This is a genomic window from Streptomyces sp. NPDC030245, from assembly GCF_055572995.1.
Map to the genome: position 1 here is coordinate 563,721 of NZ_JBVICF010000002.1, position 22,401 is coordinate 586,121.

19 protein-coding genes are annotated in these 22,401 nt (G+C 72.4%); 5 read left to right on the forward strand and 14 right to left on the reverse strand.

The genetic code is table 11. The features are described from left to right. Positions 1–29 precede the first annotated feature (29 nt). The 4 genes from ACZ4Z4_RS06995 to ACZ4Z4_RS07010 form a co-directional block, all read right to left on the reverse strand. Positions 30–1,091 (reverse strand): hypothetical protein, encoded by a 1,062-nt coding sequence (locus ACZ4Z4_RS06995; protein ID WP_468323302.1) that lies wholly within the window; start codon positions 1,089–1,091, stop codon positions 30–32. Positions 1,092–1,363: 272 nt separating this feature from the next. Next, positions 1,364–1,537, reverse strand: a complete 174-nt coding sequence (locus ACZ4Z4_RS07000) for a hypothetical protein (RefSeq protein WP_468323305.1) — start codon at positions 1,535–1,537, stop codon at positions 1,364–1,366. A 366-nt stretch (positions 1,538–1,903) separates the two neighbouring features. Further along, on the reverse strand, positions 1,904–3,391 hold the full coding sequence (locus ACZ4Z4_RS07005; RefSeq protein WP_468323307.1) for an SDR family NAD(P)-dependent oxidoreductase: 1,488 nt from the start codon (positions 3,389–3,391) through the stop codon (positions 1,904–1,906). A 70-nt stretch (positions 3,392–3,461) separates the two neighbouring features. Beyond that, on the reverse strand, positions 3,462–4,832 hold the full coding sequence (locus ACZ4Z4_RS07010) for a wax ester/triacylglycerol synthase family O-acyltransferase (protein WP_468323310.1): 1,371 nt from the start codon (positions 4,830–4,832) through the stop codon (positions 3,462–3,464). Between the two features lie 506 nt (positions 4,833–5,338). Between ACZ4Z4_RS07010 and ACZ4Z4_RS07015 the strand changes: the two genes are divergently transcribed. The 4 genes from ACZ4Z4_RS07015 (at position 5,339) to ACZ4Z4_RS07030 (ending at position 11,666) form a co-directional block, all read left to right on the forward strand. After that, positions 5,339–5,566 (forward strand): type A2 lantipeptide, encoded by a 228-nt coding sequence (locus ACZ4Z4_RS07015; RefSeq protein ID WP_468323313.1) that lies wholly within the window; start codon positions 5,339–5,341, stop codon positions 5,564–5,566. A 154-nt stretch (positions 5,567–5,720) separates the two neighbouring features. Continuing rightward, entirely contained in the window at positions 5,721–6,527 is an 807-nt protein-coding gene (locus tag ACZ4Z4_RS07020) for a hypothetical protein (protein WP_468323316.1), read from the forward strand. After that, a complete protein-coding gene (locus tag ACZ4Z4_RS07025) occupies positions 6,524–8,809 on the forward strand; it encodes an NHLP family bacteriocin export ABC transporter peptidase/permease/ATPase subunit (RefSeq protein WP_468323318.1) in 2,286 nt (761 codons plus the stop codon). Before ACZ4Z4_RS07020 ends, ACZ4Z4_RS07025 begins: the two co-directional genes overlap by 4 nt. Before the next feature lies 1 nt (position 8,810). Next, entirely contained in the window at positions 8,811–11,666 is a 2,856-nt protein-coding gene (locus ACZ4Z4_RS07030) for an NHLP bacteriocin export ABC transporter permease/ATPase subunit (RefSeq protein WP_468323321.1), read from the forward strand. A gap of 6 nt (positions 11,667–11,672) precedes the next feature. Here the strand turns inward: ACZ4Z4_RS07030 and ACZ4Z4_RS07035 are convergent, their stop codons facing one another. The 4 genes from ACZ4Z4_RS07035 to ACZ4Z4_RS07050 form a co-directional block, all read right to left on the reverse strand. Next, entirely contained in the window at positions 11,673–12,098 is a 426-nt protein-coding gene (locus ACZ4Z4_RS07035) for a peptidase inhibitor family I36 protein (protein WP_468323324.1), read from the reverse strand. A gap of 111 nt (positions 12,099–12,209) precedes the next feature. Continuing rightward, positions 12,210–13,430, reverse strand: a complete 1,221-nt coding sequence (gene glgC / locus ACZ4Z4_RS07040; RefSeq protein WP_468323327.1) for a glucose-1-phosphate adenylyltransferase — start codon at positions 13,428–13,430, stop codon at positions 12,210–12,212. A gap of 28 nt (positions 13,431–13,458) precedes the next feature. After that, complete coding sequence (glgA, locus tag ACZ4Z4_RS07045) at positions 13,459–14,625, reverse strand: glycogen synthase (protein WP_468323329.1); 1,167 nt, start codon at positions 14,623–14,625, stop codon at positions 13,459–13,461. Positions 14,626–14,671: 46 nt separating this feature from the next. Beyond that, positions 14,672–15,427, reverse strand: coding sequence for a (2Fe-2S)-binding protein (locus ACZ4Z4_RS07050; protein ID WP_468323332.1), 756 nt, complete (start codon positions 15,425–15,427; stop codon positions 14,672–14,674). A 247-nt stretch (positions 15,428–15,674) separates the two neighbouring features. On the opposite strand from ACZ4Z4_RS07050, the gene ACZ4Z4_RS07055 reads away from it, so the two are divergent. Next, positions 15,675–16,754, forward strand: a complete 1,080-nt coding sequence (locus ACZ4Z4_RS07055; RefSeq protein ID WP_468323335.1) for a DMT family transporter — start codon at positions 15,675–15,677, stop codon at positions 16,752–16,754. A 37-nt stretch (positions 16,755–16,791) separates the two neighbouring features. Here the strand turns inward: ACZ4Z4_RS07055 and ACZ4Z4_RS07060 are convergent, their stop codons facing one another. The 6 genes from ACZ4Z4_RS07060 to ACZ4Z4_RS07085 all read right to left on the reverse strand — a co-directional run bounded on the left by ACZ4Z4_RS07060 (position 16,792) and on the right by ACZ4Z4_RS07085 (position 22,388). Beyond that, positions 16,792–18,081: a transglycosylase family protein gene (locus tag ACZ4Z4_RS07060; RefSeq protein WP_468323337.1), complete on the reverse strand. Its 1,290-nt coding sequence runs from the start codon at positions 18,079–18,081 to the stop codon at positions 16,792–16,794. A 132-nt stretch (positions 18,082–18,213) separates the two neighbouring features. Further along, on the reverse strand, positions 18,214–19,194 hold the full coding sequence (locus tag ACZ4Z4_RS07065) for an acetylxylan esterase (RefSeq protein WP_468323340.1): 981 nt from the start codon (positions 19,192–19,194) through the stop codon (positions 18,214–18,216). A 525-nt stretch (positions 19,195–19,719) separates the two neighbouring features. Further along, positions 19,720–20,403: an aspartate/glutamate racemase family protein gene (locus tag ACZ4Z4_RS07070; RefSeq protein ID WP_468323342.1), complete on the reverse strand. Its 684-nt coding sequence runs from the start codon at positions 20,401–20,403 to the stop codon at positions 19,720–19,722. Next, positions 20,400–20,828 carry an aspartate 1-decarboxylase gene (gene panD, locus ACZ4Z4_RS07075; protein ID WP_468323345.1) on the reverse strand — a complete coding sequence of 143 codons (429 nt, stop codon included), beginning with the start codon at positions 20,826–20,828 and terminating at the stop codon, positions 20,400–20,402. The genes ACZ4Z4_RS07070 and panD overlap by 4 nt, the downstream gene beginning before the upstream one ends. A gap of 72 nt (positions 20,829–20,900) precedes the next feature. Then, a complete protein-coding gene (locus ACZ4Z4_RS07080) occupies positions 20,901–21,695 on the reverse strand; it encodes a DeoR/GlpR family DNA-binding transcription regulator (RefSeq protein WP_468323347.1) in 795 nt (264 codons plus the stop codon). A 144-nt stretch (positions 21,696–21,839) separates the two neighbouring features. Continuing rightward, entirely contained in the window at positions 21,840–22,388 is a 549-nt protein-coding gene (locus tag ACZ4Z4_RS07085; RefSeq protein WP_468323350.1) for a flavin reductase family protein, read from the reverse strand. Positions 22,389–22,401: the final 13 nt, after the last annotated feature.

Below are 22,401 nucleotides of genomic sequence, written 5' to 3' on the forward strand. Positions count from 1 at the left end.
TCACTCCCTCACATGTCAACGCGGAACGATCAGTCGAAGCGGCGGACGAACACGTCCGACTTGCCGTTGGTGTCGCCGGGCACGATGTCGTCGGCCGTGGAGTGGAAGACGACGGCGCGCCCGTCGGCGCTGACCGCGTCGGTACCGGCCGAGGCGGGCCGGTCCGAGACGACCCTGTCGGTGCCCGTGCTCAGATCGCGCAGGGTGAGCGACGGTCCGGTCGTGTCGTGCGGGGCGTACAGCAGATAGCGGCCGGTGGGGTCGATGGCGACGCCCCGGACGTTCGGCACCTGTTGCGCGGTGCCCGAACCCACGTCGTGGACATAGGTGTCGGAGCCCGAGAGGTAGAGGACCGTGCCGCCGTCCTCGCTGAGCTGGACGAGCGTCGCCTCCTTGGCCGGGCCCTCGATCGGCCCCGAGGTGGTGCCCGCGGCCCGGTCCCGTACGAAGACGTCCTGCGCCTTGCCGTCCTGGTAGGCGATGCGTTGCGCGTCGCCGCTGAGGGACGGCCGGGAGGGGACGGTGTGGTCGAAGGCGGCGACGGTCTCGACGGTGTTGGCGTCCCAGTCCTCGACCTGGACGCGCTGCCCGTAGTTCGCCTGCCGGTAGGAGATGGCGGCGTACGCGGTGATTCTGCCGTCCCCGTTGATCGACGGCTGGTTGCAGGTGAAGAGCGAGCAGCTGCCGGAGGCCGTCCTGCCGGTGCTGACCTCGTAGTGGCGGATCCGTACGTTGTTCATCCACTGGAGCGGATAGGCGACGTACTCCCCGTCACCGCTGATCTCCGGGGGCTCGACCGGGGTCAGATGCCCCATCCGCTGGGTCTGCCCCGCCTGCCGGTCGCGGACGTACACCTTGGCGCCCTCGGACGGGGTGTCGGACGTGAGGTTCTTCGCCGCCGACGAGAAGACGACGCGGCGGCCGTCCGACGTGATCGAGGCCCCGGCGGAGTCACCCTCACCCTGGGTGCCGTCGGTCGCGACACTGACCCTCTCGACGCCCTCCGTGCTCCCGGGCTCGGCCGCGGCCGCCCCGGGAAGCACCGCTGTGACCGCGCAGACCACGACCGCCGCGCTCAGAGCGGTCCGCACACGTCTGGTGGTGCCCCGGTTCACAACTGCACTCATCTTCCCCCCAGTTCTGATGGTCTCCCCTCCGGCTCCCCACCGGAGGACCACCAGCATGCAACCGTGCTGACACTGCGGGGGTCAATGCGTCACATGACGTAGCAAGAGGCGCAGTTCTGGTCATGTGAGAGCAGACGGCTGTGAGCGGAGAGGCCGGACACACCGGTGCCCCCGGCCGTCGAGGGCAGGGGGCACGGGGCGAAGTGCACCGGTGCGGGACCGGGGCCGGCAGCGGTTCAGTCGATGCCGGGGAGGATGTGCGGCTCGGCGAGGTCGTCCTCGTAGCCGGCCAGACGGATCGGGGCCGCCTTGGCCCACGCCTCCAGGTTGCGGAGCTTCGCGGGCCGAGTGGCCCGCTCGCCGCCGCGTTCCGCCGGTCGCTTCTCGTGCTTCGTCAGATCGGGTGTCACCGCGCACTCCTTTGTGTCGCGTAACGGAAGGGCTGGGGCAGTTCGGTCGCGGTGGCGCCGTTCTTAGGCGGGACCGCGGCCGTGGTGCCGGCCTGTCCCCGGAGCGGCCGAGGGATGGTTGTGGATCTCTCGTGGCCGCCCGTTCGCACTACATTAACCAAATGAGCGGCGCGGCGCTCGATGGGGAGCTGAGTCGGGGTGGATTCCGGACATCGGAGCCCGCGTGGCGGCCTGCGGCGGCGGAGGCCGGGGGTGCGGAACGGGTCACAGCTGGCGAAAGACGGACAGCCGGTCCGGGGCGCGCGGCGCGCGACACCCGGACCGGCTGTCCAAAAGCTGAGACGACGTCCGGCTACGGCCGGTGGACTACCACTTGCCCTGTGCGTAGTCCTTCAGGAAGACGCCGTACAGGTCCTCCCCCGCCTCGCCGCGCACGACCGGGTCGTACACGCGGGCGGCGCCGTCGATCAGGTCGAGCGGGGCGTGGAAGCCCTCCTCGGCGAGGCGCAGCTTGTCGTAGTGCGGGCGCTCGTCGGTGATCCAGCCGGTGTCCACCGAGGTCATGAGGATGCCGTCGGTCTGGAACATCTCCTGGGCGCTGGTCCGCGTCACCATGTTCATCGCGGCCTTCGCGGCGTTGGTGTTCGGGTGCCCCGCGCCCTTGTAGCCGCGGCCGAAGACGCCTTCCATCGCCGAGACGTTGACGACGTAGGAGCGGCCGCTCGGCGCCTTCTTCGCGGCGTCGGCCATGGCCTGCCGCAGCGCGCTGATCAGGATGAACGGCGAGGTGTAGTTGCACAGTTGGGTTTCGAGGAGCTCCACCGGGGAGATCTGGTCGATGGTCTGCACCCAGGTGTTGCTGTCGACGACGTCCGGGACCAGGCCGCCCGCGTCGATGGCGGTGCCGTCGAGGTGCCGGGCGACGCTGGCGTTGCCGGCGACGAGGGCCAGGTCAGCGACCTGCTGCGCGTCCAGGCCGCTGGTGCCGACGGGCAGCGCGGCCAGGCCGTCCACCGCCCCGGAGTTGAAGGCGCCGATCACCGAGTGGGCGGGCAGCTCCCCGGCGGGCAGCGGCGCGCTCTCGCCGTCGACCAGCGCGGCGTACGCGGAGGGCAGGCGGCGCACGGTCTGCGTCGCGTTGTTGATGAGGATGTCGAGCGGGCCCGCGGCGGCGACCCGCTCGGCGAGGGCCACGGCCTGCGCCGGGTCGCGCAGGTCGATGCCGACGACCTCCAGGCGGTGGAGCCACTCCGCCGAGTCGTCCATCGCCTTGAAGCGGCGGATGGCGTCCTTGGGGAACCGCGTCGTGATGGTGGTGTGAGCACCGTCACGCAACAGCCGCAGCGCGATGTACATGCCGATCTTGGCGCGGCCGCCGGTGAGCAGGGCGCGCTTGCCGGTGAGGTCGGCGCGGGCGTCGCGCTTGGACCGGTTCAGGTGGGCGCACTCCGGACAGAGCTGGTGGTAGAAGTAGTCGACTTCCACGTACCGGGTCTTGCAGGTGTAGCAGGAGCGCGGGCGCTGGAGTATCCCCGCGATCCTGCCCTCCTCGGTCCGCGAGGAGGGCAGCAGGCCCTCGGTCTCGTCGTCGATGCGCTGCGCGGAACCGGTGGCGGTGGCCTCGGTGACGGCCTTGTCGTGGGCGGTCTTGGCGGCGCGGCGCTCCTGGCGGCGGCGCTGCTTCACCGTCCGGTAGATCCCGGCCGTGGCCCGGCGCACGGCGATCGCGTCCGGGTGGTCGACGTCCAGCTTGTCGAGTTCGTCGAGCACGCTGAGGCAGACGGCGAGACGGTCCGGGTCGATGCCCGGGCCGTGGGAAACGGTCTCCTCCTGGCTTTCGTCTGTCACCGTCATCGCCGCTGTCCTCATGTCATTCCGTGCCGCGGCGCGTCTGGTCGTCCGCGGAAGCTCCAAAAGCGCAACTTTACGTAGCGGCGGGCCCTGTCACCAAACCCGCCGCCTGGGCGCAGGCGGCGACGAGGCCGTCGATCTCGTCCCGCACGCTCCGCGCGAGCAGTTCCAGATCGGGTACGGCGGCGGCGTCCGCGACCAGTCCGTAGTGGACCCTGCCCCGGTACGTGGAGACGGCGACGGCGAGCGACTGGCCCCGGGCGAGGGGCGCGAAGGGGTAGACCTCGGCGAGCCGGCAGCCGCCGAGCCGCAGGCCGACGCCGGGCAGCGGGACGCTGGTGACGAGGATGTCGAAGAGGAGCCGCGCGGCCTGGGCGACGACGGGTCCGCCGATCCGGTGCCCGAGCGACGGCACGTGCTCGGCGAGCAGCGCCACGGCTCCGGCGCCCCGCTCCGGGCCCGCCTCCTTGTTCCGGTCCATGGCGGCGCGTACGGCGCGCAGCCTGTCCAGGGGGTCCTCGTGGCCGACGGGGAGGCGGACGAGATAGCCGGAGAGCCGGTTGCCCGGGGGCTGCGCGGAGCGGGGGCGGCGCCGTGAGACGGGGACGAGGGCGCGCGGCTCGACACCCTCGCTGCAATCGCCGCGCTCGTCGAGCCAGCGGCGCAGGGCGCCGGCGACCACCGCGATCAGTACGTCGTTGACCGTGCCGCCCACGGCCTTGCGCACCAGGTGCACGTCGTCCAGGTCGAGGACGACTCCGGCGGTGCGGCGGGTGCCGGAGGCGGCCGCGGTGAGCGCGGCGCAGGAGCGTACGCCCAGGGTGGCGCGCGCGACGGAGGCGCCGATGCCGATGGCCTGGCGCACGTCCGCGACCGTGCCGCGGACGCGGCCTGGCAGGGTGCGCGGGTCCAGGACGGACCAGCGGGAGGCCGCGGGGGCCGGTGGCCGCTCGCGGGAGGCGGGGAGGTCGACGGGGTCGAGGAGGGCCGCGCCGAGCGTCAGCGCGCGCAGTCCGTCGGCGAGCGCGTGGTGGAACTTGAAGAGGACCGCGAAGGACGTGCCGTCCGCGCCGGGCAGCACATGCGCCTCCCACGGTGGCCGCCGGCGCTCCACCGGCCGCCGCATCAGCTCCCCGGCGGCGGCGTGGAAGTCCGTCACGGGCGCCGAGAGGCGGACGTGCTCCAGCGGGTCGAAGGCGGGCGCCGGTACGCGCATCGCGCCGCCGGGGGGCACCAGGACGGTGCGTATGCGCATGCGGAGTCCCGGTACGGCCGCCGCACGGGCCGCGAGCAGGTCGGCGGCGCGGTCGGCCGCGCCGGGCCCGTCGGCCTCGAAGACGCCGAGCGCGCCCAGATGCATGGGGTGTTCGGCGGTCTCGATGTTCCAGAAAGCCAGATCGAGAGGTACGAGCAGGTCGGAGCTCTGCACAGACGATGAAGTCACGGACTCGCTCTCGCGTCGAAGACGGGGCGGTGCTGGCGAACGAGAAGTCAACCGCCCCGGTCAACTACGGTCAAGTACGGTCACGTTACGCAGAGTTAACAACGGATTAAGGCCCGCCCGCCGGAACGCCTCACGCCCGCCTTCAATAAACCTGCACATCGAATGCGCACTCCGGTCACGCAATTCGACCCGAGCGCCAACCCGGAATTCCGTGCACCGGCCACAGAGCACACCCTTCGGCGCGCACGTGTCCGTTTTGTCGAAGGGAGTCCTGCCATGCCCTCGATTTCCTTCTGTGAATCTTGTGAAGGAGCTGCCGCCACGCGGTGAAACCGCCTGCACGCAGCGGTGATTCGACGACACAGCCGTGCCCGACGGTTGCTGCTCCGATTGGATGTACGAGCTGCGAACGTGCTTTGATCCTGGCTCGCCGCGGAATTCGAATCCCCAGGTTCCGCGACGTAGGAAAAACCTCCGCACATTCATTGAGAAGGGCAGCTCACGCCATGAACAACGTCCCCCAGGTCGAGACCCTCGAGATTTCCGACGCCGACCTCGACAACGTCTCCGGCGGCCTCGTCGCCGGTGTCGTGTCCAACGTCACCGGCACCGTCGACTCCGTCGCCCCCGTCTCGGGCGTCGTCGCCGGCGTCGTCGGCACGGTCGAGGGTGCCACCGGCATCAACACCGGCGCCGTCACCGGCCTGGCCGCCGGCCTGACCGCCGGTCTCTGAGCCTCCCGCTCACCGAGACGCCATGATTCGTGAGCCCCGGAGCCTCTGGTTCCGGGGCTCACGGACGCCACAGGCACCGTCGCCACAGGCACAGGCACAGGCACAGGCGCCATCGCCATCGCCATCGCCACAGGCACAGTAAGGGAAGCGTTCCGTGCAGTTCCGCCAACAGGCCCTGTCCAAGGTGCAGTCGCCCGAGGAACTCGACCTTCCGGTGCGCTACGCCCGCCCCCAGGGCCTGCTCGTCCTCGCCGTCACCCTCGTCGTCATGGCCGCCGCGAGCGTCTGGGCCGTGACCGGCTCGGTCTCCTCCACGCTCCGCGCGCCGGGCATCCTCACGCACGGCCAGGGCAGCTACGTCCTACAGAGCCCCGTCACAGGGCAGGTCACCCGCGTCCTGGCCGAGGAGGGCAAGCGCCTCGCCGCGGGCGCTCCGGTGCTCAAGGTCCGTACGGAACAGGGCGACAAGATCGTGCGCGCGCTCGCCGCGGGCCGCGTGACCTCGCTCGTCGCCAGGATCGGCACCGTCGTCACCACCGGCGCCGACGTCGCGACCCTGGAGCGGGTGGCGGACGGCGACGACCCGCTGCTCGCCCTGGTCTACGTGCCCGCGGACAGCGCCGCCACCGTCCCCGTCGGCGCATCGGTGGATCTCACCGTCCAGACCGTGCCCACCCAGGAGTACGGAACGCTGCGCGGCCGCGTGAAGGCGGTCGGACGGGCCGCGCAGACCCGGCAGAGGATCGCCGGGTTCCTCGGCGACAAGGACCTCGCCGGGCAGTTCACCAAGGACGGGCCGCCCGTCGCCGTCCTCGTACGGCTCGACAGGTCACCCGCCACCAAGTCCGGCTACGCGTGGTCCACCGCCGACGGACCGCCCTTCGCACTCGACTCCATGACCCCGGCCACCGGCGCCTTCCACCTCACCGAGCAGCGCCCGATCGATTGGCTGCTTCCGTGACCGCACCGCACCCCTCCCCCGCGCACCAGCAGCAGCTGCCGCCCCCCGGCGGCCGCCGCAGGCACCGCCCCGAGCCCCCGCGGCGCGGCCGCCGCCGCGCGGCACCGCGCCCCGCGTCGAAGGGCCGGCGGCCGCGGACCGTCCGCACCCCCACCGTCCTTCAGATGGAGGCCGTGGAGTGCGGCGCCGCCGCCCTCGCCATGGTCCTCGCCCACCACGGGCGGCACGTCCCCCTGGAGGAGCTGCGCATCGCGTGCGGCGTCTCCCGCGACGGCTCACGGGCCAGCAACGTCCTGAAGGCGGCCCGGAGTTACGGCCTGACGGCCAAGGGCATGCAGATGGAGCCGGCCGCGCTCGCCGAGGTCCGGGCGCCCGCGATCCTCTTCTGGGAGTTCAACCACTACGTCGTGTACGACGGCACGGGGCGCCGCCTCGGCCGCCGGGGCGTCTACATCAACGACCCCGACAAGGGCCGCCGCTTCGTGCCGTCGGAGGACTTCGACACCAGCTTCACCGGGGTCGTCCTGGTCCTCGAACCCGGCGACGGCTTCCGTCCGGGCGGCCGCAGGCCCGGCGTCCTGAAGACCCTCCCCGCCCGGCTGCGCGGCACCACGGGCACCATGCTCGCCGCGCTCCTGGCCAGCCTGCTGCTCGTCGCGGTCGGCGCTGCGCTGCCCGCGCTCAGCAGGACGTACATCGACCTGTTCCTGATCGGTCACCAGACCTCCCTTCTGGGCGCGCTGTTCGCCTCCATGGGCGCGATGGTGGCGCTCACCGTCGTGCTCACCTGGCTGCAACAGGCCAACCTGCTGCGCGGCCGCATCATCTCCTCCACCCTCGGCAGCGCCCGCTTCTTCCGCCATCTGCTGCGCCTGCCCGTCACGTTCTACGCGCAGCGCTCCCCCGCCGACCTCGTACAGCGCCTCGCCTCCAACGACGCGGTCGCCGAGACGCTGGCCCGCGACCTCACGGCCGCCGGGGTCGACGGCGTCGTCGTCCTCCTCTACGCGGCCCTGCTGTGGACGTACGACCCGCAGCTCACCCTCGTCGGCGTCGGCATCGCGCTGCTGAACGTCGTGGCGATGCGCACCGTCGTCCGGCTGCGCGCCACCGGCACCCAGAAGCTCCGCGCCGACAGCGCCAAGCTCACCAACACCTCGTACACCGGGCTCCAGCTGATCGAGACCATGAAGGCCACCGGCGGCGAGAACGGCTACTTCCGGCGCTGGGCGGGCCAGCACGCCACCACGTTGGAGGAGCAGCAGCGGCTCGGCGTGCCGAGCGCGTGGCTCGGTGTCGTCGCGCCGACCCTCGCGACCCTCAACAGCGCGCTGATCCTGTGGATCGGCGGTCTGCGGGCGGTCGAGGGGCAGCTGTCGATCGGGCTGCTCGTCGCCTTCCAGGCCCTCGTCACCCGCTTCACCGCGCCGATCACCCGCCTGAACGGCGTCGCGGGCCGCATCCAGGACTTCGCCGCCGACGTCGCCCGCCTCAAGGACGTCGAGAACTTCCCCGTCGACCCGCTCTACTCCCGCCCCGAACCGGCCGCCGACACCCGCCGCCTCAAGGGCCACGTGACCCTCGACGACATCACCTTCGGCTACAGCCCGCTCGACAAGCCGCTCCTCACCGGCTTCTCGCTGTCGGTCGGGCCGGGACAGCAGGTGGCGCTCGTCGGCGGGTCCGGCAGCGGCAAGTCGACCGTGTCCCGGCTCATCTCGGGCCTCTACAGCCCCTGGGAGGGCACGATCCGCATCGACGGGCAGCGCCTCGAGGACATTCCGCGCGGCGCGCTCGCGGCCTCCGTCTCCTTCGTCGACCAGGACGTCTTCCTCTTCGAGGGCACCATCCGCGACAACGTGGCCCTGTGGGACCCGTCGATCCCCGACGACGCCGTCGTCGCCGCCCTGAAGGACGCCTGCCTGTACGAGGTCGTGGCCCGCAGGCCCGGCGGCATCCACGGCCGCGTGGAGCAGGACGGGCGCAACTTCTCCGGCGGGCAGCGCCAGCGCCTGGAGATCGCGCGGGCCCTGGTCCGCCGCCCGAGCATCCTCGTGCTCGACGAGGTGACCAGCGCCCTGGACGCAGAGACCGAACAGGTCATCATCGACAACCTGCGCCGCCGCGGCTGCGCCTGCGTGGTCATCGCCCACCGGCTGAGCACCGTGCGCGACAGCGACGAGATCGTCGTGCTCGACCACGGCCGGATCGTGGAGCGCGGCCGCCACGAACACCTCGTCACTGCAGGCGGCCCCTACGCCGACCTGGTCAAGGAGCACTGAGGTGACCTCACCACCCGAGCAGCACGCGTACGACGCGGTGGGCGCGGCCTTCGGCACGCTCGGCAGCCCCGTCGACTGCACGGGGCTGCGCAGCGTGCACCTGGAGGGTCCCCAGGTGCTGTGGTTCGTCGTGGCGGGGGCGCTCGACCTGTTCGCGGTCGACGCCGTGCAGCAGGGCCACTGGCACTACCTCGGCCGCCTGGAGCCGGGCACACTGCTCCTCGGCCCGGTCGAAGGGCCCCAGCACACCCTCGTCGGCCGCCCCCTCCAGGGCTGCGAGCTGCGCCGCGTCCCGCTGCGCGAGCTGTACCGGCCCGACCACGGCGACACCTGGTCGTACGAGCAGCACCACCCCTCTCAGTACGACACGCAGGACGCGTCCCTGAGCCTGCTTGAGCACGCCTTCGCCCTCGGCGTCGGACGCGGCCACCGGGTCCTGTTCGAGGCGCCGCTGGACGGCCGCACGGTGGGCGACGAGGTGGTGGCGGACGACGACATCCTGTGGATGCCGGTCGCGCCGGGCAGCGTGCAGTACGGCTCCGCCTACAGCGCGGAGGCGGCGGGCGACCTGCTCGTGGACGCCGCGATGTGGCAGCGCATGGTCAACCAGCAGTACCGGCTGCTCGCCACCCTCGACCGCTGGATCGAACGCCTGGAGCGGGCCCACGAGGACCGAACGGCGGCCGGCATCAAGGCGGGCGAGAGCGTGCGCGAGCAGGCCGACCGCACACTGATCGCCTCCATCGGCCGCGCACGCGGGCGCGGCACGCGCCGTACCGGGTCCGGTGCCGGTGCCGGTCACGACGCGACGTACGCCGCCTGCCGGCTGGTCGCGGAGGCGGCGGGCATCACGCTGTCCGGCGCCGCCGAGGGCGGTGCGGTGAGCGACCGGATCGATCCGGTGGAGCAGGTCGCGGTGGCCTCGGGCATCCGCACCCGCGCCGTCCGGCTCGACGGCCGCTGGTGGCGCGAGAACGCGGGACCGCTGGTGGGGCACCGGGCCGCGAGCGGCACACCGGTCGCGCTGCTGTGGCGGCGCGGCGGTTACGAGTCGGTGCATCCGACGTCCGGGCGGCGCACCCGCGTCGACGCGGCCAACGCCGACGAGTTCGAACCGCAGGGCGTCATGTTCTACCGGCCGCTGCCCGACCGGCCGTTGACGCCGTGGCGGCTGTTCCGCTTCAGCCTGCGCGGCACCGGCTCCGACGTGCGCAACCTCGTGCTCGCCGGTCTGGTGACGGTCGTGATCGGCGCGCTCGTGCCGATCGCGACGGGGCAGGTGCTCGGCGTGTTCGTGCCGAACGGCGAGAAGAGCCTCATCGTCCAGGTCTCCCTCGCCGTGATGGTCACCAGTATCGTCTCGGCGGCGTTCATGCTGCTCCAGAACCTCACCGTCCTGCGGATGGAGGGCCGCATGGAGAGCACGCTCCAACCCGCCGTGTGGGACCGGCTGTTGCGGCTGCCGACCCGCTTCTTCGCGGCCCGCTCCACCGGCGAGCTGGCGAGCGCGGCGATGGGGGTCAGCGCGATCCGCCGGGTCCTGTCGGGGATCGGTCCCGTCACCCTCCAGGCCGGTTCGGTCGGCGCGATGAACCTCGTCCTGCTGCTCCTCTACAGTGTCCCTCTCGCCCTGGCCGCCCTCGCGATGCTGGCCGTCATCGCCGGTGTGTTCCTCACGCTCGGCCTGTGGGAGCTGCGCTGGCAGCGGCGTCTCGTGGAGCTCGCCAACAAGCTGAACAACCAGGCGTTCCAGAGCCTGCGCGGGCTGCCGAAGCTCCGGGTGGCGGGGGCGGAGAGCTTCGCGTACGCCGCGTGGGCGGGCGAGTTCGCGCGCAGCCGGGAGCTCCAGCGGCGGGCCGGCCGCATCAAGAACATCACCACGGTCCTGAACTCGGTGTACCTGCCGCTCTGCACGCTCGTCATGTTCGTCCTGCTCGCGGGACCGGCCCGGGGCAGCTTGACCGCGGGCGAGTTCCTCACCTTCAGCACCGCCGTGACGATGCTCCTGACATCCGTCACTCAGCTCACCGGCGCGCTGATCTCGGCGGCCGCGGTGCTCCCGATGTTCGAGCAGATCAAGCCGGTGCTCGACGAGGCGCCCGAGGTACGCGCCGGGAGCGCGCAGCCGGGCGAGCTGCGGGGCGGCATCGAGGCACGCGGCGTCTCCTTCCGCTACACCGACGACGGCCCGCTGGTCCTGGACGACGTGTCGCTGGCGGTCGAGCCCGGGGAGTTCGTGGCCGTCGTCGGCCCGAGCGGCTGCGGCAAGTCGACGCTGCTGCGCCTCCTGATCGGCTTCGACGAACCGGTATCGGGCAGCGTGCTCTACGACGGGCAGGACCTGTCGGCGCTCGACCAGTCGGCGGTCCGCCGCCAGTGCGGTGTGGTTTTGCAGAACGCGCAGCCGCTCACCGGCTCGATCCTGGACTGCATCTGCGGCGCCGAGTCGTTCACACAGGAGGAGGCGTGGGAGGCCGCCGCGATGGCGGGGCTCGCCGAGGACATCAAGCGCATGCCGATGGGCCTGCACACGATGATCTCCGGCGGCGGGGCGGTCTCCGGCGGCCAGCGCCAGCGCCTGATGATCGCCCAGGCGTTGATCCGCCGCCCCCGCGTCCTCTTCTTCGACGAGGCGACGAGCGCCCTGGACAACGAGACCCAGCGCACGGTCATCGACAGCACCCGCGCCCTGAACGCCACCCGCGTCGTCATAGCCCACCGCCTCTCCACGGTCCTGGACGCCGACCGCGTCGTCGTCATGTCGGAGGGCCGCATCGTGCAACAGGGCCCGCCCGCCCAGCTGTTGGCCGACGCGGGCGGGCGGCTGCACGAACTGGTGCGGCGGCAGCTGCGGTGAGAGTGGCTAACGACCCTCGCCCGGCGGCGTGCCGCAGCTCGGGCCGCCGGGGCCGTCGAACTGCACCGAGCTGAAGAAGTCCTGGTACGGCGGGAAGAAGTTGCCCTTGCCCGTCGGGCCGGCGGAGGTCACCGCCGTACAGCCGGTGTAGTGCGCGTCGGACCAGAGGTAGATGATCGAGGCCGTGCGGTTCCAGTCCGACTTGGCCCGGTCGTCCATGCCGACCGCCGCGAGGTCCGGGGTGTTCCCCCTGAGCGCGATCATGTCGCCGGTCCCGTCGAGGCCCGAGAACATGCAGTAATGGCCGTCGGGGCACCGGTCGTACCCATCGGCCGCGTGCGCCGTGGTCACCGGCACCGCGGTGGCGGCCAGGGCGGCCACCGCCACGAGCGGCACGAAGAGCCTTTTCCGCATCACGATTGCCTCCCGCATACAGATCCGCCTCGGTCGTCCAAGGCTTGTCGACCTGCCCGGCGAGCCGCCATCCCCCACATGAGGGACTCTGAGGTGGCCGGGCCTGCGGGCGCCGGGTGCGCGCGGGCCTCACATCGGTACGGGCTGCCCCTTGCCGAGGGCGATCACCCCGCCTTGGGAGACCGTGTACAGCTCCTCGTCCCGCTCCGGATTGACCCCGATCGTGGCGCCCGGCGGTACGTCGACGTTCTTGTCGAGGACGGCGCCGCGCACCACCGCGCCCCGCCCGATGCGGACGTTGTCGTGCAGCACGGAGCCCTGGACGACCGCGCCCTCCTCGACGGTCACGCCGGGCGAGAGGACGGAGCGGGTGACCTGGCCGCGGATGACGCAGCCGGGGCTGACGATCGACTCGCCCGCGATGCCGCCCGCGCAGAACTTCGCGGGCGGCAGGCCGCCGGAGTGCGTGTAGATGGGCCAGCGCCGGTTGTCGAGGTTGAAGACGGGCTGGTCCGAGATGAGGTCCATATGGGCTTCGTAGTACGAGTCGAGCGTGCCGACGTCGCGCCAGTAGCCGTGGTCGCGCGGGGTCTCGCCGGGTACGTGGTTGTCGTCGAAGTCGTACACCTGGGCCATGCCGCGCTCGGTGAGCAGCGGCAGGATGGAGCCGCCCATGTCGTGCGCCGACTCCTCGTCCTCGGCGTCCTGCTGGAGGGCGTCGACGAGGGTCTTGGTGGTGAAGAGGTAGTTGCCCATCGAGGCGAAGACCTGGTCCGGGTCGTCGGGCAGCCCCGGCGGGTCGGTCGGCTTCTCCAAGAAGCGCTCCACCTTCGTGCCGTCGCGTCCGGGCGTGATGATGCCGAACGACGGCGCCTCGGCGCGCGGCACCCTGATCCCCGCGACGGTCACCGCCGCGCCGTTCTCGATGTGCTGCTGGAGCATCTGCCGCGGGTCCATGCGGTAGACGTGGTCGGCGCCGAACACGGCGATGTAGTCGGGCTGTTCGTCGTGGACGAGGTTGAGGGACTGAAGGATGGCGTCGGCGCTGCCCAAGTACCAGCGGGGGCCGAGGCGTTGCTGGGCGGGCACGGGCGTGACGTAGTTGCCGAGGAGGCTCGACATGCGCCAGGTCGTCGTCACGTGCCGGTCCAGGGAGTGGGACTTGTACTGCGTGAGGACGCAGACGCGCAGGATGTCGGCGTTGACGAGGTTGGAGAGCACGAAGTCGACGAGGCGGTAGGTGCCGCCGAACGTGACCGCTGGTTTGGCCCGGTCGGCGGTGAGCGGCAACAGCCGCTTCCCCTCCCCGCCGGCGAGCACGATTCCGAGCACCGAAGGTCCACCGCGCATCCCAGCCCCCTGTTTGGTCGGCTATCGGCTATCTGTCGGCGTGCAGGATCTTCTCGTACACCTCGACCGTGCGCCGGGCCACCGCGTCCCAGCCGAACTCGCGGAGCGCGCGGTCGCGCCCGGCCGCGCCCATCGCGGCGGCCCGTTCCGGGTCGGTCGCCACCGTGTTCAGGAGCAGCCCCAGTTCGCGCTCGAAGCCTTCGGGGTCGCTCGCGTCGTACGGCACGAGTACCCCCGTCGTGCCGTCCCGAACGACTTCCGGGATGCCGCCGACCCGGGAGGCCACGACGGCCGTGCCGCACGCCATCGCCTCCAGGTTGACGATGCCCAGCGGTTCGTACACGGATGGGCAGACGAACACGGCTGCGTGCGTGAGGAGTTGGACGATCTGGGGGCGCGGCAGCATCTCGGGGATCCACTGCACTCCGGCGCGGGTCTTGCTCAGCTCCTCGAAGAGGGTGCGGAACTCGAGGTCGATGGCGGGGGTGTCGGGCGCTCCGGCGCACAGGACGAGCTGCACTTCGGGGTCCAGCTTCCGTGCCGCCCGCAGCAGGTGGGGCACGCCTTTCTGGCGGGTGATGCGGCCGACGAACAGGACGTACGGCCGCCCCGGGTCGACGCCGAGCCGCTCCAGGACGTCGGTTCCGGGGTCGGGGCGGTACAGCTCGGTGTCGATGCCGTTGTGCACGACGTGGACCTTCGCCGGATCGACGGCCGGGTAGCTGGTGAGGACGTCCTCGCGCATCGCGCCGGACACCGCGATCACGGCGTCGGCGGCCTCGGCCGCGGTGCGCTCGGCCCAGGTCGACAGGGCGTACCCGCCGCCCAGCTGCTCGGCCTTCCAGGGGCGCAGCGGCTCAAGGGAGTGCGAGGTCATGACGTGCGGGATGCCGTGCAGCAGCTTGCCGACGTGGCCGGCGAGGCTGGTGTACCAGGTGTGGGAGTGGACGAGGTCGCGGTCGGCGAGCGCCGCGGCCATGGCGAGGTCCACGGAGAAGGTGCGCAGCGCGTCGTTGGCCCCGTCGAGCGCGGGGCACGCGCTGTGCCGCACGAGCCCGTCGGCCGCGCCCTCCCCCCAGCAGTGCACTTCGAGATCCGTGAGGGCGCGCAACTCCCGTGCCAGGAACTCGACGTGGACTCCGGCGCCGCCGTAGACGTCCGGCGGATACTCCCGGGTGAGCAGGCCCACCTTCACGTAGCACCCTCCGTCGTCCGTCGCTGCCGGCCGCGCCACCTCATGGTCACCCAGACGCGGCTCCGGGGGAAGACCGCTGCGGCGGGCGGTCGAAGCAGCAGTCGCCGCACAGTCCGCCGTCGGGGCACCGGTAGTAGAGGCAGCAGCTGCGGCGCCGGAACGCCGTGCCCCGCAGGGTGCCGGTGCCGCGCAGGTCGGGGTGGTCGAACAGCTCGGCGGCCAGGCTCAGGGCCCGCTCCCCCACCTCCGGGCGCCCCGATCGCGCGGCCCAGCCGTGCAGTTCGCGCGCCGCGCCCGCGAGCGCGGACCCCGCGTTGCCCCACAGCAGCCCGGCGGAGATCCGGTACCGGGCCCGCAACGCCTCGGACAGCGGCGCCAGATGGCCGTACTGCACGACGTCCCGCACGGTGGCCGCATCGCCCGGCAGGGGGCGTACGCCGGTCAGCCACAGGTCGTCGGGCGAGGTGCCGTCGGCGTCCCAGCCGAGCAGCGCGGGGTCGAGGTCGGGCACCCGGCCGTACAGCGCGGCGGAGCCGAGCGCCACGGACCAGAGCCGGGCCGCGAGCCCCAGCTGCGCCACGGACACCGCGACGCGGTCCTCCGGGGCGCCGAGCCGCCGCGCGACCTTGCCGACCCGGAAACCGATCGGATCACCGGGTTCCGAACCGGTCGGATCACCGGGTTCCGCAAGCCCGTACACCGCTGCCAGCGGCCGGATGCCCCGGTCGTGCGCCGGGCTCACGCGCAGGGCGAAGAAGCCGCCGACGGAGCCGAGTTCTGCCAGGTCAATGAGGGTGGTCACGGGAGAAGTACAGCAAGCCGCAGGGCGCCGGCCACCGCTGGGGTGCCCATGAGGGTCACTCTCCGCGCCCAGGACGTAACCCCTCTTGGGGAGGACACGCCACAGGCCGTACTCCATCGGCAGTAGGACCGATTGCCTGCTCAGGTACGACGACTTGTAGGGCTGCACGCGTCATCGTTGTCACCATGGAAGCAGACCGTTCGCCGGACCGGGATCGCCGGGAGCACCGCACCCCGCGGAGCACGTCATGAGTGCTCTGGCGCTTTCCGTGGTGCTGTCGCTCGTCTCAGCCGTGGCGTACGCCGGCGGGGCGATCCTTCAGGAGCGGGTGGCGGCGACGGCGCCGGGCCAGTACGCGCCGCTGCGCCGCGCCGCCTGGTGGGCCGCGATCGCCCTGAACGGTCTCGGCGCGCTGCTGCACGTGGTGGCGCTCGCCTACGGCCCGCTCAGCCTGGTCCAGCCGCTGGGCGCGCTGACCATCGTGTTCGCGCTGCCGATGGCGGCCGTGTTCGTACGGCGGCGGGCCGGGGCCACCGCCTGGCGGGGCGCGCTCATGGCGACGGTGGGGCTCGCCGGGCTCCTGTCGCTCACCTCGACCTCCGACTCGCAGACGCTGGCCGACGCGGAGCGCGTCATGCTCGGCCTCGTCACGGGCGGCGGCGTCGTCACGCTGATGCTCGCGGCGCACGCGGCGCACCGGCACCCCGTGGTGCGCAGCGTGCTGCTGGCCTGCGCGGCCGGTGCGGCGTTCGGCATCGCCTCGGTGTTCACGAAGACGGTGGCGGTGGACTGGGACCGCCGCGTCGGGCTCGTCGAGCAGCTGCCCACCCTCGGGGCCATCGCGGTGCTCGCGGCGGCCGGCCTGCTGCTCTCGCAGGCCGCGTACCGGGGTGCGGGGCTCGCGGCGCCGCTGTCGACGGTGACCGTGGTGAACCCGGTGGTCGCGGCCGCGGTCGGCCTGACCCTCTTCGGCGAATCCTTCCGGCACGGCGCCACGGGCACCGTTCTCGCGCTCGGCAGCGGTGTCGTGGCCGCTTGTGGTCTGATCCTGCTGACGACCGAGCGGATCGCCCGGGAGACGGCGTCCGTCACCGTGGCCGAGGGCGGTCCGGTGGTGCGAGGCGGCCCGTGCGCGGCGCGGCCGGCCCCGGAGACCGCTCCCGGCGCGGAGACCGTCGCCGGCGCGGAGACCGTCCCCGACGTGGAGGGCGGACCTGGCCCGTGCCCCGCCGGCGCGCTGCCCGCGGTGCCCTCGCAGCCGCCGCCGACGGCTCACCGCCGGACGCGCCCGCGGCAGCCGAGGCGCCGCGAGCGCATGGTGTCCTGACGGTCCGGCCACTGCTGCTCGGACTGTACGGGGCGTGTCAGATCCGTACGCCGCGTGCCCGCAGGTAGGCGAGCGGGTCGATGTCGGAACCGAAGCCGGGCCCCGTCCGCACCTCGAAGTGCAGATGCGGACCCGTGCTGTTCCCGGTGGAACCGGACCTGGCGATGCGCTGTCCGGCGCCGACCTGCTGCCCCGCCTTCACGGAGAGCGCCGACAGGTGCCCGTACTGGCTGTACTTCCCGTCGGTGTGGCGGATGACCACCTGGTAGCCGTAGCTGCCGCCCCAGCCGGCGGAGACGACCCGGCCCGCCGCGACGGACTTCACGGCCGTCCCGGTGGGCACGGCGAAGTCGACGCCCGTGTGGTAGCCCTTCGACCAGGAGCGGCCCGCGGCACGGTACGGCGTGCTGGGCGAGGCGGCGACGGGGGCGGATGCGGCGGACGTGGCCCGCTCGGCCTGCGGGGCCGAGGCCCGCGGCGCCCGCTGCTTCTCACGCTTCTTCTCGGCGGCGGCCTTGTCGGCCGCCTGCTTCTCGGCGGCCCTCTTCTCGGCGGCCTTCCTTTCCGCGGCCCTGCTCTCGGTGGCCTTTCGGTCGGCGGGCTTCTGCGGGGCACGCTCCTTGGTGCCGGTGCCGGTGCCGCCCTGCCCGTGGACCGAGAGGCGCTGTCCCGGTGTGATCAGGTCGGGGTCGCCGCCGATGACACGCCGGTTGGTTTCGTACAGGCGCTGCCAGCCGCCCCGCACCCGGCGTTCGTCGGCGATGCCGGAGAGGGTGTCGCCGTGGACCACGGTGTACATCTCGGCGCTGCCCGCGGCGGACTGGGGCGTCACCTCGGGCTTGACGTCCCTGACGTCACGTGCGGGCCGCTCGGGCTTGCTCTTGGCCGGGGCCTTGGCCGGCGTCCTGGCCGGTGCCGCCTTGCCGGGGCTGACGTCGGGCGTGCCGCCGCCCCGGGTGAGACCGGCCTTCGCCGAGCAGACCGGCCAGGCGCCGGGGCCCTGCGCGTCGAGGACCTTCTCGGCGACGGCTATCTGCTGGTCCTTGGTGGCGCGGTCCGCCCGCGAGGCGAAGGCCGTGCCGCCGTACGCCTCCCAGGTGGACTGCTTGAACTGGAGGCCGCCGTAATAGCCGTTGCCGGTGTTGATGCTCCAGTTGTTGCCGGACTCGCAGGCCGCCACCTTGTTCCAGGTGTCGACGTCGGCGGCGCCCGCGGTGCCCGTGACGGTCAGCGGGAGCGCCATGCCCGCGCCGCCCGCCGTGACGGTCAGCGACGCACGGTTGATGCGGTTCGGCTGATACCGGCGGTGCCGGCCCCGTACGGCCATTGGGAGCCCCCTCGGACACACGTCATCACGGATTGCGCACAGCGGACACACGACAAGCCCGCAAGCTATCCGGTTGCCCAATCCGTGACAAGGGCGATGCACCGAGGGGGAGTTGAACAGACGGGGTTCGCGTCAGCCCTTCAAGTACTCCTGCACCCACCGCAGTTGCACGCCTTGCTGGTAGGGGCCGCCGCCCTCGTGATCGTTGAAGGCGTATACCTCCATCGAACGCTCCCTCCCCGTATACGCGTTGAAGGCGGCGAAGACCGTCGACGGCGGGCAGGTCTGGTCCTCCAGGGCGGCGGAGAAGAGGGCGGGCGCCCGTCCGCGGGCGGCGAAGTGCACGCCGTCGAAGTACGCCAGCGTCCGGAAGACATGCTCCCTGCCGTCCCTGCGGGCCTTCAGATAGGACGCGATCTCGCTGTAGGGGAGGCGGTCCGTGAGGGTCGTCGCGCGCGGGAAGTCGCAGAGGAAGGGGACGTCGGGCATGACGGCGGCCAGGTCAGGGACGAGTCCGCCGACGGCGAGGGCGAGCCCGCCGCCCTGGCTGACGCCGAGCACGGCGACCCGTGCGGCGTCCACGAGCGGATGGGCGCGGGCGGCTTCGACGGCGCGCACCGCGTCGACGTACAGACGCCGGTAGTAGTAGTCGTGCGGGTCCTGGATACCGCGCGTCATGAACCCGGGGTGCGCGGGCCCGCTCCCGACCGGGTCCGGGGTGTCGCCCTGCGCCCATCCCCCGCCGCCCTGCCCGCGGGAGTCCATCACGAAGTGCGCGAACCCGGCGGCGGCCCAGAGCAGGTGCATGTGGGGCAGGCCGCGTCCGCCGCCGTACCCGATGTACTCCACGACGGCGGGCAGCGGCTCGCCGTCCTCGGCGCCTGCGGGCAGCACCAGCCACCCCTTGACGGGATGGCCCCCGAACCCGGCGTACGTGACGTCGAGGACCCGCACGCCGGTCAGCGGCAGCTCCACCGCCTCGAACCGCGCGTCCAGTTCGTGCGCCCGCGTCTCCTGCAACGTCTTCTCCCAGAAGGCGTCGAAGTCGTCGGGCTCGGGCAAGTCGGGTCGGTATCGGCGCAGTTCTTCGAGGGGCAGATCGAACTGTGGCACGGGCGACTCCTCCTGGCGTCATGTCCTGGGAGGGTTCACGCTATGCCAGCTGATCGCTGCCGGACAGGGAGTATTCCGGGCTGGAGCCGAGGACGGCCGCTGGGCGGGCCCTCCGCCCCGGGCCGGGAATACTCCCAGTCGCTCAGCGCACCGGCTCTCTCTCAGCGCATCGGGTCCGGCTGGGGCTCCGGCGCCGGGTCGGGTCCCGGCGGCTGGGGAATCGGGGAGGGCGGCGGCTCCGGGCTCGGCCGGGGCTCGGGGTTCGGCACCGGGTCCGGATTCGGGAAGGGCCTCCCCGGCTCCGTCGGCGGTACCGGGTCAGGGTCCGGGAAGGGCCTGACCGGCCCCGGCTTCGGTGCGGGATCGGGGAACGGTTGAGTCATTGCACTCCTCCAGCCAGTGGTACGCCAGCGGCTCCTCCCCGCGTACCCGACGCCCCCGGAACCAAGCCTTCCACGGTTCCTCGCACGGTGCCCGTGGCCGACCGCCACCCGGGTCGGTCACCTCACCACCCCACGTGGCCCCCTACCCGGCGCCCGTCCCTCCCGGGCCCGCGGCCAGCGATGCCGCCGCCGCGAGCCCGAGCCGGGGGCTGGACAGCACCGGCACCCGCGCCCGGACGTCCGGAACGAGCCGCTCCGCCCCCGCCATGGAGGCCTGCGCCAGCACGATCGCGTCGGCGTCCCGCACCTGGCGCACCGCTCGGGCCACGCCCTCGGCGTACCCCTCGGAGTCACCGGCCTCGAACCGCGCCCACGCCCCGTCGACCACCTCGGCCCGCACCGACACGTCCCGCCCGGCGCGCCGGGCCTCCTCCTCGACGAGGGCCGAGGTCGGCCCGACCGTGGACGCGACCGCGGCGAGCACGACGACCCGGGGCCCCGCGGCGACGGCGGCGGCCGCCATGGGCCGGTCGACCCGCACCACGGGAACCCCCACGTCGGCGCCGACGGTCTCGGCGACGCCCCCGATGGTGGAGCAGGTGCACAGCACGGCGGCGGCACCGCCCTCTGCGGCGCGCACGAGTGCGGCCCGCACGTCGGTCGCGACCGCGTCAGGGCCCTCCTCCCGCGCCCGCGCAAGGAGCTCCTCCACCACGTGGTGGCGCAGCCCGAGCTCGGGGTGCTCGGCGTCCCGCAGCCCTTCGAAGACGGGCACGTGCACGGACGACGTGTGCAGGAGCGCCAGCGTGACCGGGCGCCCGGTCACACGGCGGCCGTGCGGCTCAACGGATTGCGCACCATGTCGGTCGCGCCGGGCACCGGCTCCGCCGCGTCGCCGCCGAGGGCCACCACGCGGTTGCCCTCGTCGACGTGCACGACCCGCGGCCGCCAAGCCCTGGCCTCCGCGTCGTCCACCTGGGCGTAGCTGATGATGATCACCTTGTCACCGGGGTGCACGAGGTGGGCGGCCGCCCCGTTGATCCCGATGACTCCGCTGCCGCGCTCACCCTCGATGGTGTACGTCTCCAGACGCGCACCGTTGGTGACATCGACGATGTGGACGAGCTCCCCGGGCAGCAGATCGGCGGCTTCGAGCAGCTCCGCGTCGATGGTGACGGATCCGACGTAGTGCAGGTCGGCCTGGGTCACCGTGGCGCGGTGGATCTTGGACTTGAACAGAGTACGCAGCACTTTGGACTCCCGTAAGACGGCTCCCTGCCTGCTTCGTGCAGGTCAAGGGCGTCATTCACTGTACACACGCCGTCACACCCGCAGTACCTCCGGCCCGAGCAGGGCGTACCGTCTGGCCTCCGTCTGCGACAGGCGTGTGTCGGTGACGATCGCCTCGAACGCGCGTGCCTCGGCGAAGCGGCAGAAGCTGACCGCGCCGAATTTGGAGTACACCCCGGCGAAGACCCGTCTGCGGGAGACGCGCATGGCCTGCCGCTTGACCGCGCCGACCGTCGGGTCGAGCGTGGTGAGGCCGTGTTCGCGGGAGATCCCGCTGGCCCCCACGTAGGCCAGGTCGATGACGAACTCGGACAGCATCTGGGCCGCCCAGTGGTCGACGGTGGCCATCGTGCCGCCCCGGACGCGGCCGCCGAGGAGCAGGACCGTGACCCGCGGCCTGGCCGCCAGGACCTGCGCCGTGGCGAGCGACGCGGTGATCACGGTGAGCGGCCGGTCGTCGGGGAGCGCCTCGGCGATCAGCTGCGGGGTGTAGCCCTCGTCGATGAAGACCGTCTCGGCGTCCCCCAGGAGTTTCGCGGCGGCCGCCGCGATCCGTGACTTCTCCGCGACGTGCATCGCGGTCCGGAACTCCAGCGTCGCCTCGAAACCCCTGCCCTCCACCGGGTACGCGCCCCCATGCGTACGCCGCACCAGACCGCGCCGCTCCAGGGCGCTCAGGTCGCGCCGCACCGTCTCCTTGGAGACTCCGAGGTCGGCGGCGATCGCGGTGACGTCGACGGACCCCGTACGGCGTGCGCTGGTCACGATGCGGCGGCGCCTTTCCTCCCCCTCCGCGACGACCGCGCGGCCTGTGGCCGTTTCTGTCATGTGTGGCCCTCCCCCGTGTCGACTGCGGCCGGACCCGCGTCCCAACAGTCGGACCGGCCGTCCTTCACCCCCGTGCACCACACTTGTACGGGGGGTGCGACCAGCCGGTTCAGCGGACTTTGGGCACGCGTGCATTTCCGGCCGCTACACCGGCCACGATCTGCCGCGTGGGAGCGAGCGCGGCGCGTACGTACCGTAGTGGCCGCCGAGGAAGACCAGCGGCGGTCCCTGGTCCCCCGTGCCCATCTCCCGGACCGAGCCGGTGACGAACCAGTGGTCTCCGGCTTCCCACTGTCCGTCCAGGGCGCAGTCGATCCAGGCGACGGCGTCTGTCAGGAGGGGGCAGCCCGAGGGTGACCAGCCGTAAGGGATCTCCCAGCGGCGGGGCGACTTCGCGGCGAACGCCTCGCACACGCCTTTCTGTCCCGCGCTCAGGACGTTGGCACAGAAGCGGCCCGTGGCCCGGATCAGTGGCCAGGTCGTCGACGTGCGTGCGGGCAGGAAGCCCACCAGGGGCGGATCCAGGGAGACCGAGGTGAAGGTGCCGACGACCATCCCGAGCGGGTCCGCCCCGGCACGCCCCGCGGGTGCGGTCACCAGGACGACGCCCGTGGGGCAACGCCCCAGTACGGTACGGAAGTCCGGCGTGCGGTCCGTGGCGACGGGGCCCACGGGGTCGGAAGCGTGCGTCATGAGGTTCCCGCCC

Coding starts and splice junctions, on each gene's coding strand:
- ACZ4Z4_RS07005 (WP_468323307.1), bottom strand. CDS start 3,391: ATGACGGTGACAGACGAAAGCCAGGAGGAGACCGTTTCCCACGGCCCG.
- ACZ4Z4_RS07015 (WP_468323313.1), top strand. CDS start 5,339: ATGAACAACGTCCCCCAGGTCGAGACCCTCGAGATTTCCGACGCCGAC.
- ACZ4Z4_RS07035 (WP_468323324.1), bottom strand. CDS start 12,098: ATGCGGGAGGCAATCGTGATGCGGAAAAGGCTCTTCGTGCCGCTCGTG.
- glgC (WP_468323327.1), bottom strand. CDS start 13,430: ATGCGCGGTGGACCTTCGGTGCTCGGAATCGTGCTCGCCGGCGGGGAG.
- ACZ4Z4_RS07055 (WP_468323335.1), top strand. CDS start 15,675: ATGAGTGCTCTGGCGCTTTCCGTGGTGCTGTCGCTCGTCTCAGCCGTG.
- ACZ4Z4_RS07060 (WP_468323337.1), bottom strand. CDS start 18,081: ATGGCCGTACGGGGCCGGCACCGCCGGTATCAGCCGAACCGCATCAAC.
- ACZ4Z4_RS07080 (WP_468323347.1), bottom strand. CDS start 21,695: ATGACAGAAACGGCCACAGGCCGCGCGGTCGTCGCGGAGGGGGAGGAA.
- ACZ4Z4_RS07085 (WP_468323350.1), bottom strand. CDS start 22,388: ATGACGCACGCTTCCGACCCCGTGGGCCCCGTCGCCACGGACCGCACG.